Raw genomic sequence first — 14,222 nt, forward strand, 5'->3', positions numbered from 1 at the left:
ATCCTCCTACTCCCCCTTCAGTGCTTCAAACTTCGCTTTCATGGTTGGATTTTTACGTGTCAATTTCTTGACAGAGACATCTTCCAGCTTATTATTAGCCAGACGGAGTTGGTTTTCAGATGTTGTTAGGAACTTTTTAACCTCTTCCATGCGTTTGATCGCCTTGTCGATTTCATCGATTGCTTTGCCAAAGTTGGTCGAAGCAGAGTTATAGTTCTTGGCAAAGGCTAGCTTAAAGGCATCCAAGTCTTCTTCAAAGTGCGTAATATCAATATTTTGCTCACGAACCAAGGCCAGCTCTTGCTTGTATTTTAGGGAATTAAGCGCCGCATTTCGCAAGAGCCCAATCAACTGGATAAAGAATTGAGGGCGAACCACATACATCTTTTCATACTCGTGGCTAACGTCAACAATCCCCGTGTTAAAGTAGTCATTATCAGCCTCAAGCATGGTCACCAAAACGGCATACTCACAGTTCTTCTCCCGACGGTCCCTGTCCAATTCCTTGTAGAAGTCCGCATTCTTATGCTTCTTCTCTGTTCCATCTGCTTCGTTTTTCATCTCAAACATGATGGAAATGATTTCTACTCCATTTTCATCAGATTCACGGAAGATAAAGTCCCCCTTAGACCCACGCGCAGAGACCTTGTTATCCTTCTCAAAGTAAGCATTTGGAAAGGCAAAACTACGGACCTTGTTAAACTCACTCTCCGCATAGTGTTCCAAACTTTCCCCGATAGCTTTTGTAGATTGTTGGGCTTTGAAATTCTTGTAAAATTCGACTTGTTCACTGGCTGCCTTGAGTTGAGCTTCATAGTTTTGCTTAACAGAAGCAAGAGAAAGCTCATTTTCTTTTTCTTGTAAAAGAAGCTGATTTTTGACTTGATCTCGTTCTTTTTCTAGGTCAGAAAGGGTCTTTTGGAGTTGATTTTCATGCTCCAAACGCAAGGTAGCCAATTGGTTTTCCAAGGCCTGTACTTTCTTATCCTTAGCCAATAAGGCCTCATGGCTTGTCTGTTCAACCTCTTTCTTGGCCAACTCTTTCTCTGTAGCAAAATTTTGGATTTGACTCTGCAATTGCGCGATTTCTTGGTCTTTTTGAGCTAGTTTAGACTGTTGCTCATTCATAGCCTTTTGCTCAGCCAAAGCCAGTTCCTGCTTCATGCGATCGTGCAGTTCCTTATCAAACTCTGCCGTTCTCACTTGGGACAAAAGTTCGGCATACTGGCTTTCATTTACTGTAAAGACTTCCCCACAGTTAGGGCATTTGATTTCGTTCATATCGTTCCTCTTTCTAGACTTCTGTAACCATTATATCATGCCTGAAGGAAAATCAAAAACAGCGAGTCGAAACCCACTGTTTATCTTCTTTTTCTTTAAATTTTTTCCAAGGCCAAGCGCAAGTCTTCAATCAAATCTTCTACATTTTCAAGACCGATTGACAAACGAATTTGATTTGGTGTGACACCTGCTGCTTCTAGATCTTTTTCTGACAATTGACCGTGAGTGGTTGTGGCTGGATGAACAACAAGAGACTTAGCATCTGCCACGTTTGCAAGGTCAGAGAAGATTTCTAAATGATCAATTACCTTGCGGGCTTCTGCTTCCCCACCTTTGACATGGAAAGTAAAGATTGAACCCACACCTTTTGGCAAGTATTTCTCAGCCAAGGCATGATAAGGACTGTCTGCAAGTTTTGGATAGTTTACCTTTTCTACCTTAGGATGGTTGACAAGGAAATCAACAATTTTCTCTGCATTTTGCACATGACGTTCGACACGAAGAGAAAGGGTTTCAAGTCCTTGGAGCAAGAGAAAGGCATTAAATGGCGACAAGGCTGCACCTGTATCACGGAGCAATTGAACACGAACAGCGATAATAAAGGCTGCTGCACCCACATCCCGAGTATAGCTCAAATTGTGGTAGCTTGGATCTTCCTCAACAAATTGAGGGAATTTCCCTGAAGCCGCCCAGTCAAAACGACCACTATCGACAATCACTCCTCCAATAGTCGTACCATGCCCACCAATAAACTTAGTCGCAGAGTGAATAGCAATATCTACACCGTGAGAGAAAACGTTAATCAAATATGGTGTGGCAAAAGTGTTGTCTGAAACGAGAGGAATCTTGTGTTTATGCGAAATCTCAGCCAATTTTTCCAAGTCAGGAATGTTAATCAAGGGATTCCCCAAGGTTTCAATCAAGACAAGTTTGGTATTGTCACTGATAGCTGCTTCCACTTCCTCCAAATTATCCACATCCACAAAGGTTGTTGTGATTCCATAACGAGGAAGTGTTTCTTTCAAGAGATTGAAGGTTCCGCCGTAAATAGTTGAGGCCGCTACAACATGGTCACCCGCATGGGCAAGAGCCAAAATCGTATAAGTCACTGCGGCCATACCTGATGCTGTTGCAAGAGCTCCAACACCACCTTCGAGAGCTGCAATTCTTTCTTCAAAGGCAGCTGTTGTAGGGTTGGTGATACGAGTATAAATGTTCCCTGGTTTTCTCAAGGCAAACAAATCTGCACCTTCCTGCGTGTCATCAAAAACAAAAGATGTTGTTTGATAAATCGGCACTGCACGAGACTTGGTAGCTGGATCCACAACTTGACCAGCATGCAGTTGCAAAGTTTCAAATTTAAAATCACGAGTCATAAGGCGACCTCCAAATAGTTTGATTAAGGATATTGTAGCACCTTAAGGTATAGTTTACAAATATTAGCTTTCTATATTTTGATATAAGAAACAGCTATTACCTTATTTTAAAAATGAAAAAAGCACGAATCAATCGTGCTCATTTTCTTAATCTACATAAGTATCTTCATTTTTATTGAGGAAAGCATATGGAAGACCCATCAAGAGGCCTCCTCCGATAAAGTTTCCAACGAAGGTTACCCCCCAGTGGCGAAGCATATTTCCAACACCGAAGTTGGCAATTGAATCCGCAGCAACACTGAATTTTACAATCGCGAAAGAAGCAAAGTTCGCAGCAATGTGCTCGTTTGTTAAGAATACAAACATGTAAATCGCCGACAACACAAGCCAAAGTTTGGCGCCACCATCTTTGACCAAAACAAATGAAAGAATCGCAATATTTACGAAAATATTTGCCAAAATCGCCTCAAGCAAGATTAATTCATTTGAACGGCCTAACTTCATCTCAACAACCCCTGAGATGAAACTATCGTGAGTCAGATGTGCATAGGCTGCTGAGTGGGCAAAGCCCCAACCTGCTATCAAAGCCCCGATAAGGTTGAACAAGGTACAGTAAAGTAAAATCTCAGCTGTTTTTCTCCAAGAGATTTTTTTCAAGAAACTACCAGCAGTCAAGAACATCATGTTTGATGTTACCAACTCGGCATTCAAGAAAACAATGTAGGCCAAGCCCCAAGCAAAGACAAATGGGAAGAGGAAACGTCCACTACCTGGTGCAATTTTATTAATCAAGTCAGCTCCAACTGCACCAGCAGCAGTACTGAAGGTTAAAAATGCACCTGCAAACATAGAACGAATCGCATACTTAAATTTGCTTTGACTATAAAGACTTTCTTTCTTCTTGCAAGCAAATTCAATCTTTGAGATAAATTCTGAAGAAACCATAATAAACTCCTAAAAATTTTTTACCTGATAATTATATCACAAACTTTCAATATTAGGAAGCGTTTTCTGTATTTCATAACAGTTTATTTTGAAATTCAATCTATAAAAAATCAGTAAAACCTAAGATTTTACTGATTTATCTTTAATAACGTTGTTTATATGGTTGATTGAAAGCTGTTAGAATTTCTTCAGGGGTTTGTGAATAGTCTTTTGTATCTTTCAGGTCACCTTTTACGATAATACGTTCTGTCGCATCATAGTCAACACAGGTTACAAGTGTGATTTCATCAACTCCGGTACGGTCATCAATCTCATCAACGCGATCTGGAGTCACATGCTTCACTTCACGGATTTCATAGGTATAAACTTTATCCTTATCAGTAAGATAAATTTTCATCCCATTTTTAGCGCGTGATAATGGAGAAAAGAGCATTTGGCTGGCGTTTTCCGCCGTGAAGATGTGATGGCTCGCAAGGGTATAGTTTCCTTTCCCCATCACTTGATCACGCTTCATTGTACCGGCTCCATAGAAGAGATTGACATTATCAAGCCCTTTAAAAATAGGCAAGTTAATTTCTACCTCAGGGACAGCAATTCCACCGATAACTGGCAATTTTTGCGAATCCCATTGTGAGGACAAGACAGCTTCTGACGAGATGGCTTTTACGGAATCAAAGTCAAAATTCCCTTCTGTATCTTGATTTTCTTCCAATTTTTCTTTTGATACCTGGCTGACTTGGTATTTATTGGTATTCCAAACCATGAACATATCACGAATTTTTGAATTGAAAATCAAAGCTATTGACAAGATGATTAAGAATCCTGCCAAGATATTGATTAGTAAATTTTTACGGTTTGTTTTCTTTTTATTCTTTTTATGAGACATTATGCTTCACCTTCTGTTTCGTTTTCTGTCCCAACTTCTTCTTTTTCTTCAGCTGCAACCGTAGTAAAGGTTACAATTTTAGCATCTTGGTCCAGGCGCATCACTTTAACTCCCATAGTTGAACGACCTGTTTGTGAAATATTGGCAACGTTGGTTCTAATCATGACACCAGTATCAGTGATAATCATCAAATCTTCATCGCCTTTAACGGTCATAAGACCAGCAAGAGAACCGTTCTTTTCTGTAATCTTAGCGGTTTGCATCCCTTTACCACCACGACCTTTAGTTGGATATTCGGTCGCAACTGTGCGCTTACCATAGCCCTTTTCTGTGATGATAAGAACCTCGTCCTGGTCTGTAATCACACTAGCACCAACAACTGTGTCTCCGTCACGAAGGTTAACACCTTTCACACCAGTGGCGATACGACTCATACCACGAACGGCTGATTGATTAAAGCGAATTGAATAACCAAACTTGGTACCAATGATAATGTCCGTATCCTCTTCTGTCAGTAAGACATTAATCAACTCATCTTCATCCTTGAGGTTAAGTGCTTTAAGTCCATTCTGACGGATATTAGCAAATTCCTTAACGCTGGTTCTCTTCACAATACCATGACGGGTTGTGAAGAAGAGGTAAGCATCATCACTACGTTCAGACTCAACATTGATGATGGTCTGAATACTTTCACCTTCATCCAATTTCAAAAGATTGACAATTGGCAATCCCTTAGCAGTACGGCCATATTCAGGAATTTCATATCCTTTAAGGCGATAGACACGTCCTTTATTTGTAAAGAAGAGTAGGTGATCATGGGTACTAGTTGACACTAACTCACGAACAAAATCGTCATCCTTAACACCTGTTCCTTGAACACCACGCCCCCCACGTTTTTGAGCAGTAAACTCAGCTTGGTCCAGACGTTTGATGTATCCTTTGTTAGAAAGAGTGATCAAGACATCAGCTTCTTCAATTAGATCCTCATCTTCAAGACTCAAGACTTCACCGACCATCAATTCCGTACGACGTTGATCACCAAACTTACGCTTGACTTCATCTAATTCATCCTTGATAATTTGAGAAACACGTTCTGGCTTAGCAAGAATATCTGCTAAATCTGCAATCAGAGCCAATAAGTCATCATACTCTGACTGAATCTTATCACGTTCCAAACCTGTCAAACGGCGAAGACGCATATCAAGAATGGCTTGACTTTGACGTTCAGAAAGCTTAAACTTGCTCATCAACTCAGCTTGTGCTTCCGCATCCGTTTCACTAGCACGGATGATACGAATCACTTCGTCGATATGGTCTAGCGCAATCAAGAGACCTTCTAAGATATGAGCACGCGCTTCTGCTTTTTCCTTATCAAAACGTGTCCGACGAACAACCACTTCTTTTTGGTGCTCAATATAAGCATCCAAAATCTGACGAAGGGACAAAATCTTTGGTACCCCATTTTGGATTGCAAGCATATTAAAACCAAAGTTGGTTTGCATCTGGGTCATCTTGAAGAGGTTGTTGAGGATAACATTGGCTGAGGCATCGCGCTTGACTTCAATAACAAATCGAACACCTTCACGGTTTGACTCATCACGTACTGCTGTGATGCCCTCAATGCGTTTTTCCTGAACCAAACGAACAATATGCTCATGCACCTTTGTTTTATTGACCATATAAGGAAATTCTGTTACAACAATACGCTCACGGCCAGTCTTAGTTTCCTCAATTTCAGTACGAGAACGAAGGACAATAGAACCTTTACCTGTTTCATAAGCCTTATGAATACCTGATTTCCCCATAACAAGAGCACCAGTTGGAAAATCTGGACCAGGCAAGACTTCCATCAAGTCCTTAGTAGTCACTTCAGGATTGTCCATGACCAACTTCACTGCATCAATGGTTTCACCAAGGTTATGAGGTGGAATATTGGTTGCCATCCCAACCGCAATACCAGTTGCTCCATTAACCAAAAGGTTTGGAAAACGCGCTGGCAAGACCAAGGGTTCACGTTCATTGGCATCATAGTTATCAACGAAATCAACCGTATTTTTGTTGATATCACGAAGCATTTCCAGCGCAATCTTGCTCATACGTGCCTCAGTATAACGCTGGGCAGCTGCACCGTCTCCATCCATAGAACCAAAGTTTCCATGCCCATCGACAAGCATGTAACGGTAGCTCCACCATTGAGCCATACGGACCATGGCTTCATAGATAGAGGAATCCCCGTGTGGGTGGTATTTACCCATAACATCCCCTGTAATACGAGCAGATTTTTTATGGGGTTTATCTGGAGTAACACCTAATTCATTCATTCCGTAGAGAATCCGACGGTGAACAGGTTTCAAGCCATCTCGAACATCAGGAAGAGCCCGTGCTACGATAACACTCATAGCGTAGTCGATAAAGCTCGTCTTCATCTCCTTTGTCAGATTGACATTCACTAAATTTCTATCCTGCATTAATAAATGCCTCATTTCACTATTAGTAATTAACAATATTATACCATAATGTCGACTATATTTCAGGTATCTAAAACTACTAAAACGTTTACATCAAGAACTGAAAGGCATATCCGTGACAAAGCTTTTTAAAAGTGATAGAATTAAAATAACTGGGGAAATCCCTGAATAAAATTAAGGAGATGTTTAGAACAATGACTTCAACTAAACAACACAAAAAAGTTATCCTTGTTGGTGATGGTGCTGTAGGTTCATCTTACGCTTTTGCACTTGTTAACCAAGGAATTGCACAAGAGCTTGGAATTATCGAAATTCCTCAATTGCATGAAAAAGCTGTTGGTGATGCGCTTGACCTTAGCCACGCCCTTGCCTTCACTTCACCTAAAAAAATCTATGCAGCTCAATACTCTGACTGTGCAGACGCTGACCTTGTTGTAATCACTGCAGGTGCTCCTCAAAAACCAGGTGAAACTCGTCTTGATCTTGTAGGTAAAAACCTTGCTATCAACAAATCAATCGTAACTCAAGTTGTTGAATCAGGTTTCAAAGGTATCTTCCTTGTTGCTGCTAACCCAGTTGACGTCTTGACTTACTCAACTTGGAAATTCTCTGGTTTCCCTAAAGAACGCGTTATCGGTTCAGGTACTTCACTTGACTCAGCTCGTTTCCGTCAAGCACTTGCTGAAAAATTGGATGTTGATGCTCGTTCAGTGCACGCCTACATTATGGGTGAACACGGTGACTCTGAGTTCGCTGTTTGGTCACACGCTAACATCGCTGGTGTAAACCTTGAAGAATTCCTTAAGGATACTCAAAATGTTCAAGAAGCTGAATTGATTGAATTGTTCGAAGGTGTTCGTGATGCAGCCTACACAATCATCAACAAAAAAGGTGCAACATACTACGGTATCGCAGTAGCCCTTGCTCGTATTACTAAAGCAATCCTTGACGATGAAAACGCAGTACTTCCACTTTCAGTATTCCAAGAAGGTCAATACGGAGTTAAAAACGTCTTTATCGGTCAACCAGCTGTTGTTGGTGCACATGGTATTGTTCGTCCAGTAAATATCCCATTGAACGACGCAGAAACTCAAAAAATGCAAGCATCTGCAAATGAATTACAAGCTATTATTGACGAAGCATGGAAAAACCCAGAATTCCAAGCTGCTTCTAAAAACTAATTTAGATAGTAATAACTCCTTGAGTCATCAGGGAGTTATTTTTTATCTGTATTTGAACTAAACATTTTATGAAGTATACGTAAAAAACAACATAACTTTAAAAGCTATCGTGTCACAGTTTGGGCATAAATCCGAAAACTACCAATTAGATCTATCCTCACGTTACAAAAAGTCTGTAGCAAGCAGTATTTGACGAACTTGATACCGTCGCATTAAATCGAAAGTAAAAAGTTTTGCCCCATTTGTGCTCCATAGACAAAAAAGAGCCCATCATACAGGCTAGAAAGCTTGATATGATAGGCTTTTTAATGTTAGATTAACGTACTGTACGGATACGCATTGTGTTTGTACGAACAGCTTCTCCAACTGGTACACCAGCTACGATAACGATATCGTCACCAGATTGTACAAGTCCTGCTTCAACTGCTTTACGTTCAGCGATTTCGAACATATCGTCAGTTGATGATGGAGCATCTGTCAACATTGGGATAACACCCCAGTTCAACATCAATCCACGTTCTGTCAATTCGTCGAATGTCAATGCCAAGATGTCAGCATTTGGACGGTATTTAGAGATCAAACGTGCAGTGTGACCTGTCTTAGTAAGAGTTACAACCAATTTGATATCCATTGAGTTAGTAGCATCTTTAACAGCTGAAGCCATTACTTCTGTCTTAGAGTTACGTTCGAATGAATCTGAGTTCAAACGTCCATATTCGTTAAGAAGAGTTTGAGCGTTCTTGTCGATTGTAGCCATTGTAGTTACTGACTCAAGTGGGTATTTACCATTTGCAGACTCACCTGAAAGCATTGTAGCGTCAGTTCCGTCGATAACAGCGTTAAATACGTCTGATACTTCTGAACGAGTTGCACGTGGTTTTTCAGTCATTGTTTCAAGCATGTTTGTTGCAGTGATAACAACTTTACCAGCAGCGTTCACTTTAGTGATGATCATTTTTTGGTAAACTGGAACCATTTCGAATGGTACTTCGATACCCATGTCACCACGAGCAATCATGATACCATCAGCAGCTTCGATGATTTCATCCAAGTTATCAATACCTTGTTGGTTTTCGATTTTAGCGAACAATTGAACATGTCCATTTCCAGTTTCTTCACAGATTGCACGAACTTCGTTCACGTCTTTAGCAGTACGTACGAATGAAATCGCGATGAAGTTGATACCTTGTTCAAGACCGAAGCGGATATCATCGTTATCACGATCAGCAAGAGCTGGGAAAGGAATTTTAGTGTTAGGGATGTTAACACCTTTTTGTTTAGCAATTACGCCATCGTTTTCAACTTCAACTTCAAATTCACGAGTTGCATCATCTTTAGCAACCACACGAAGACCAAGTTTACCATCGTCAACCAAAACTTGACGACCAACTTCAACATCATCATAGATATCAAGAGCACCAGCAACGTTCAATGCAATCACATCACGAGTTGATTTGATTCCTTGTTTAGTCGCAACACGGATTTTCTCACCAGTTTTGTATGAATACTCTTTAGCTTCACCTTCGAACAATTCTGTACGGATTTCTGGTCCTTTTGTATCAAGAAGGAAACCAACTTTTTTACCTGCAAGTTTTTCTGCAAGTTTAACAGTTGCCATACGCTCACCTTGTTCTTGGTGGTCACCGTGTGAGAAGTTGAAACGAAATGTGTTAGCACCAGCTTCAATCAATTTGGCAATGTTTTTAGCTGAAGCTTCAACATCAAGTTTTTCACCCCAGTAACCGTCATCACCAAATTTTTTACCACCACGGATTTCTACCGCAGGTCCCAAAGTTGCAACGATTTTTACACGTTTATTCATGATTTTTGTGACTCCTTTATATATATGACCTTTTTGGTCTTATTAACTAAATTATAAATTATGACAAGCTCTTATTCAAGCTAGATAGCTCAAGGTCAGCCTTGTGTGGGTTGTTAACCACAATCTTACCATCTGCAGTAAGGCTAAACAAAGCTCCTTCTTCCGCAGTTCCAAGAATTGGGTTTTCAACCATTTTCTCGTTACGGATACCAACCGCAACACCACCGATACCTTCTTTAAGAAGTTTAACAGCATGTGCACCCATACGTGATGCCAAAACACGATCACGCGCAGTTGGAGAACCACCACGTTGAATATGTCCAAGTTCTGTCACACGAAGGTCGCTTGTATCCCCAGCTTCTTTTAGTTTTTGACCAAATTCAGCTGCTGACATAACACCTTCTGCCAAGACGATGATATTGTGTTTTTTACCACACTCATAACCGCATTTAATGCTTTCAACGATATCTTCAATCTTGAATCCTTCTTCAGGAATGATGATTTCATCAGCACCAGTTGCAATACCAGCCCAAAGAGCGATATCACCAGCGTTACGTCCCATAACTTCGATAACAAATGTTCGACGGTGACTTGATGATGTATCACGAATCTTATCGATAGCGTCCATAGCAGTCGTAACTGCTGTGTCAAAACCGATTGTGAAGTCAGTACCAACGATATCGTTATCGATTGTACCTGGAAGACCGATAGCTGGGAAGCCATGTTCAGTCAAACGCATAGCACCGTGGTAAGATCCGTCACCACCGATAACAACTACACCTTCAATCCCGTGTTTTTTCAATTGCTCAATCCCTTTAAGTTGCCCTTCAAGTTGAGCGAACTCTGGGTAGCGAGCTGAGTGAAGGAAAGTACCACCACGAGAAATGATGTCTCCTACTGAAGCTGCATCTAGGGGATGAATTTCACCGGCAACCATACCAGCATATCCATCATAGATACCAAACACTTCCATTCCTTCTGAAATTGCTTGACGAACAACTGCGCGGATGGCAGCGTTCATACCAGGGGCGTCTCCACCACTAGTCAAAACAGCAATACGTTTCATATTGGTTATGCTCCTTTTTCTTTTAACATTCTTACTGATTATACCACATTTACGTTGAAAATTCTTCTATTTTCCGTAATTTTAGCGATAAATCGTTTTCATAACTATTCCATTCAATTTCGCTTCTAATTCATCAGATTTAGCTACAAAATGATGGGGAGAAACAATTGTTCTCTGTTCCTCTTCATACCTGATAATGACTGGGATTGGGCCTTTATACTGGTCTAAAATACGTGACATTTCTTGATCCGAATCATGATTTTTCACCTGAATCCAAAAGCGCTCAGCAACTGCTTCTCTTATTTCATGTGCAATCATTTGCAGACGACCGTCACGTGACTGGACTTTCCCTTTAATATAGTAGAAGGCTCCTTCTCTTACTTCCTGAGCAACCTGTCGATATAAATCTGAAAAGAGGGTAACATCCAATTTTTTCTTACTGTCATCCACCTGTAAGAAAGCCATATTTTCACCTTTTTTGGTACGAATTACTTTTATCTTCTGAACTTCAACCAAGATAATAGCATAGCTATTTTCTGACAAATTACTAATAGGAGTAATCGGATAAATAGCCTTACTTGCAATAGCTTGTAGAGGATGTTTGCTGACGCCTACTCCTAGGAGCTCTTGTTCCATGTAGAATTTTTCTTGCTCCGTCCAGTCCTCCGAATCTTGCCAACTATAGATAGTCTCTCCAAATAAGCTTCCTAATACTTTCACAAATTCAAATAGATTAACTAAATTATTGAATACTTTTTTACGATTTTTTTCAAATGAATCGAAAAGACCAACTTTTACCAAAGGTTCCAGCAAGGGAAGTTTCAAATAATTCTCAGGTAGTTTAGCTAAAAAATCTTCAATATTAGAATAAGGTCTATGTTCAATAATCCAAATAGCCAAATCCTTGCTGAGCCCCTTAATCGATTTCAAACCTAGATAGATAGACTTGTTCGCAATTTTATCGTGATAGGGAATAGTATTAATGGACAATGGGGCTACTTCAAAACCTGCTTCTAAGGCATCTGTTACATAATCACTGTTGGCAGAATTCAACATAATCTGATAAAAGATGGCTGGATAATGCGTTTTGAAATAGGCCAACTGGAAGGCCAAGGCTGAGTAGGCATAGGCGTGAGATCGGTTAAAACCATAACCTGCAAACTTCTCCATAACATCAAAAACCTGCTCTGCTTTTTCCACAGTATGACCAGCTTCTATGGAGCCTTGAATAAAGGAAGCCCTCATCTCATGCATGGCAGAGGCATCCTTTTTACCCATAGCTCGACGCAAAATATCGGCCTTCCCAAGACTAAATCCAGCAAATCGCTGAGCAACCTGCATAACCTGCTCCTGATAGAGCATAATGCCATAAGTTGGAGCCAAAATATCCTCCAGAGCTGGATCTAGAACAGTCACTTCTTCCTGCCCATGTTTTCTTGCCACAAAATTATTGATATAGTCACTAGCACCTGGTCGATTTAGGGAAGTAGTTGCTACGACATCTTCAAAACAGACAGGCTGAACACGCTTGAGCAGGCGAATAGCACCAGGTTGCTCAAATTGAAAGATACCTTTTGTATTACCAGACGCAAACAAAGCTAGGGTGTCGTTGTCTTCTAAATCGATTTCTTCAATTTTCAAGTGAATACCTTCTGATTCAGCAAGCAATTCTTGCATCTTCTGGACAAAGGTCAAATTTCGCAATCCCAGAAAGTCCATTTTCAATAGCCCGTTAGATTCAACTCCATGAGCATCATACTGAGTCAGTGGAATTTCGTCACCATGCTTTAGAGGGATGTAGTCAGTCAAATCCTGGTCGCTAATCACAACACCAGCCGCATGGACTGAGGTTTGTCTTGGATAGCCCTCAATCTTACAAGCAATGTCAAAGGCTTTTTGGTATTCTAACTTACTATTGATTTGCTGACGAAACTGGAGATTGCCCTCATAGGCCGACTTAAGATTGTCCCGAAAACTGATTTTCTTAGTAATTGCAGATAATTCATACTCTGGCACACCAAAGCGTTTCAGGACATCACGTAAAGCTTGCTTAGCACCAAAAGTAGAAAAGGTAACGATTTGAGCAGCATGTTTACTGCCATATTTATTGCCAACATACCTGATAAAATCTGGACGATAAATATCAGGAATATCGATATCAATATCAGGCATAGTATAGCGTTCACGATTGAGAAAGCGTTCAAAAATCAGATTTTTCTCTACTGGGTCAATCCCTGTGATATCTAAGGCATAAGAAACCAAGCTGCCTACTGCAGAACCCCGTCCCATTCCCATATAATAGCCATTCGAACGTCCGAAACGCAACAAATCCCAAACAACCAAGAAATAATCATCAAAGCCCATATCATGAATAACAGCTAATTCTTGGTCTAGACGGTCTTGATATTCTTTACTAGACAATCCCTTCTGAGCAAGCCCCAATTCAGCACGCTCTCTCAACTCTTCTACGGCTGGTCTCGCTGGGTTAAAACGAGGCAGTTTCAGACTAGTATCCAAGTCATACGAAATACCTGAAATAAGTTTTTCTAAATTGTCCAAGGCTTGAGGAAAGCGTTCTTGGAATAGTTTTTCTAAAGAACTTGCTGATATAAAGACATCTTGTCTTGAACGCAAGGGAACTTCTCTGAGTGGTAGATTTTCTTTAATCGCAGTTAATACTTGCAGAACTTCTCTATCTCTGCTTTCAAAAGCATTGACCCGATACAGTGGCAAAATAGGATGATGAAATTCGCTTGCCAGTGTTTCTGGATAAACGCCAATATAGTAATCGCAGCCTAGATTTAGCGACTCCAGTCCATCAAAATAAGGCACAATTACCGCAATATCCTCCAGATACTTAGATAAAACTGACCAATTTTTCTCCCCCTGCATCTTGGTTGTTGAAAGCTTCATCAATTGCTGATAGCCCACACTAGATAGAGCTAAAAAGCGCAGATTCACTTCCTGATTATCTACAAACACAGTCATTTCAAGCCCTAGTAAAGGATGAATGCCGTATTTTTTTGTAACCTCTAGAAAGTCAAAAGCACCATAAAGATTATCAATATCCATCATAGCCAAATGAGTGTAGCCGAATTCTTTAGCTGCTCTCACGTACTTGTCGATCGAAATGACGCTCTCCATAAAACTATAGACTGTTTTTGTATCTAGTTGTGCGATCAATTTACACTTCTCCT

The 14,222-nt window shown here is 40.4% G+C and carries 9 protein-coding genes; 1 reads left to right on the forward strand and 8 read right to left on the reverse strand.

The features are described 5' to 3' along the window. Window positions 1–6: 6 nt before the first annotated feature. From O3664_RS03745 to gyrA, 5 genes are all read right to left on the reverse strand, one after another. Complete coding sequence (locus tag O3664_RS03745) at window positions 7–1,281, reverse strand: DUF2130 domain-containing protein (RefSeq protein WP_371613648.1); 1,275 nt, start codon at window positions 1,279–1,281, stop codon at window positions 7–9. A gap of 95 nt (window positions 1,282–1,376) precedes the next feature. Then, window positions 1,377–2,657, reverse strand: a complete 1,281-nt coding sequence (locus tag O3664_RS03750; RefSeq protein ID WP_203180650.1) for an O-acetylhomoserine aminocarboxypropyltransferase/cysteine synthase family protein — start codon at window positions 2,655–2,657, stop codon at window positions 1,377–1,379. Between the two features lie 147 nt (window positions 2,658–2,804). After that, entirely contained in the window at window positions 2,805–3,602 is a 798-nt protein-coding gene (locus O3664_RS03755; RefSeq protein ID WP_049499380.1) for a formate/nitrite transporter family protein, read from the reverse strand. A gap of 142 nt (window positions 3,603–3,744) precedes the next feature. Beyond that, window positions 3,745–4,488 carry a class A sortase gene (locus O3664_RS03760; RefSeq protein WP_033686926.1) on the reverse strand — a complete coding sequence of 248 codons (744 nt, stop codon included), beginning with the start codon at window positions 4,486–4,488 and terminating at the stop codon, window positions 3,745–3,747. Further along, window positions 4,488–6,956 (reverse strand): DNA gyrase subunit A, encoded by a 2,469-nt coding sequence (gene gyrA, locus O3664_RS03765; protein WP_078238356.1) that lies wholly within the window; start codon window positions 6,954–6,956, stop codon window positions 4,488–4,490. Before gyrA ends, O3664_RS03760 begins: the two co-directional genes overlap by 1 nt. A gap of 194 nt (window positions 6,957–7,150) precedes the next feature. Between gyrA and O3664_RS03770 the strand changes: the two genes are divergently transcribed. Beyond that, entirely contained in the window at window positions 7,151–8,137 is a 987-nt protein-coding gene (locus O3664_RS03770) for an L-lactate dehydrogenase (RefSeq protein ID WP_000204729.1), read from the forward strand. A gap of 316 nt (window positions 8,138–8,453) precedes the next feature. Here O3664_RS03770 and pyk read toward each other — a convergent pair whose 3' ends face one another. The 3 genes from pyk to O3664_RS03785 all read right to left on the reverse strand — a co-directional run bounded on the left by pyk (window position 8,454) and on the right by O3664_RS03785 (window position 14,208). Next, a complete protein-coding gene (pyk, locus tag O3664_RS03775) occupies window positions 8,454–9,959 on the reverse strand; it encodes a pyruvate kinase (RefSeq protein WP_020902894.1) in 1,506 nt (501 codons plus the stop codon). A 58-nt stretch (window positions 9,960–10,017) separates the two neighbouring features. Continuing rightward, the gene (gene pfkA, locus O3664_RS03780; RefSeq protein ID WP_000820863.1) at window positions 10,018–11,025 is read right to left on the reverse strand and encodes a 6-phosphofructokinase; all 1,008 of its coding nucleotides are present in this window, start codon (window positions 11,023–11,025) and stop codon (window positions 10,018–10,020) included. Between the two features lie 81 nt (window positions 11,026–11,106). After that, on the reverse strand, window positions 11,107–14,208 hold the full coding sequence (locus tag O3664_RS03785) for a DNA polymerase III subunit alpha (protein ID WP_371613649.1): 3,102 nt from the start codon (window positions 14,206–14,208) through the stop codon (window positions 11,107–11,109). Window positions 14,209–14,222: the final 14 nt, after the last annotated feature.

Source organism: Streptococcus sp. 27098_8_109 (genome assembly GCF_041432295.1).
Classification (GTDB): domain Bacteria; phylum Bacillota; class Bacilli; order Lactobacillales; family Streptococcaceae; genus Streptococcus.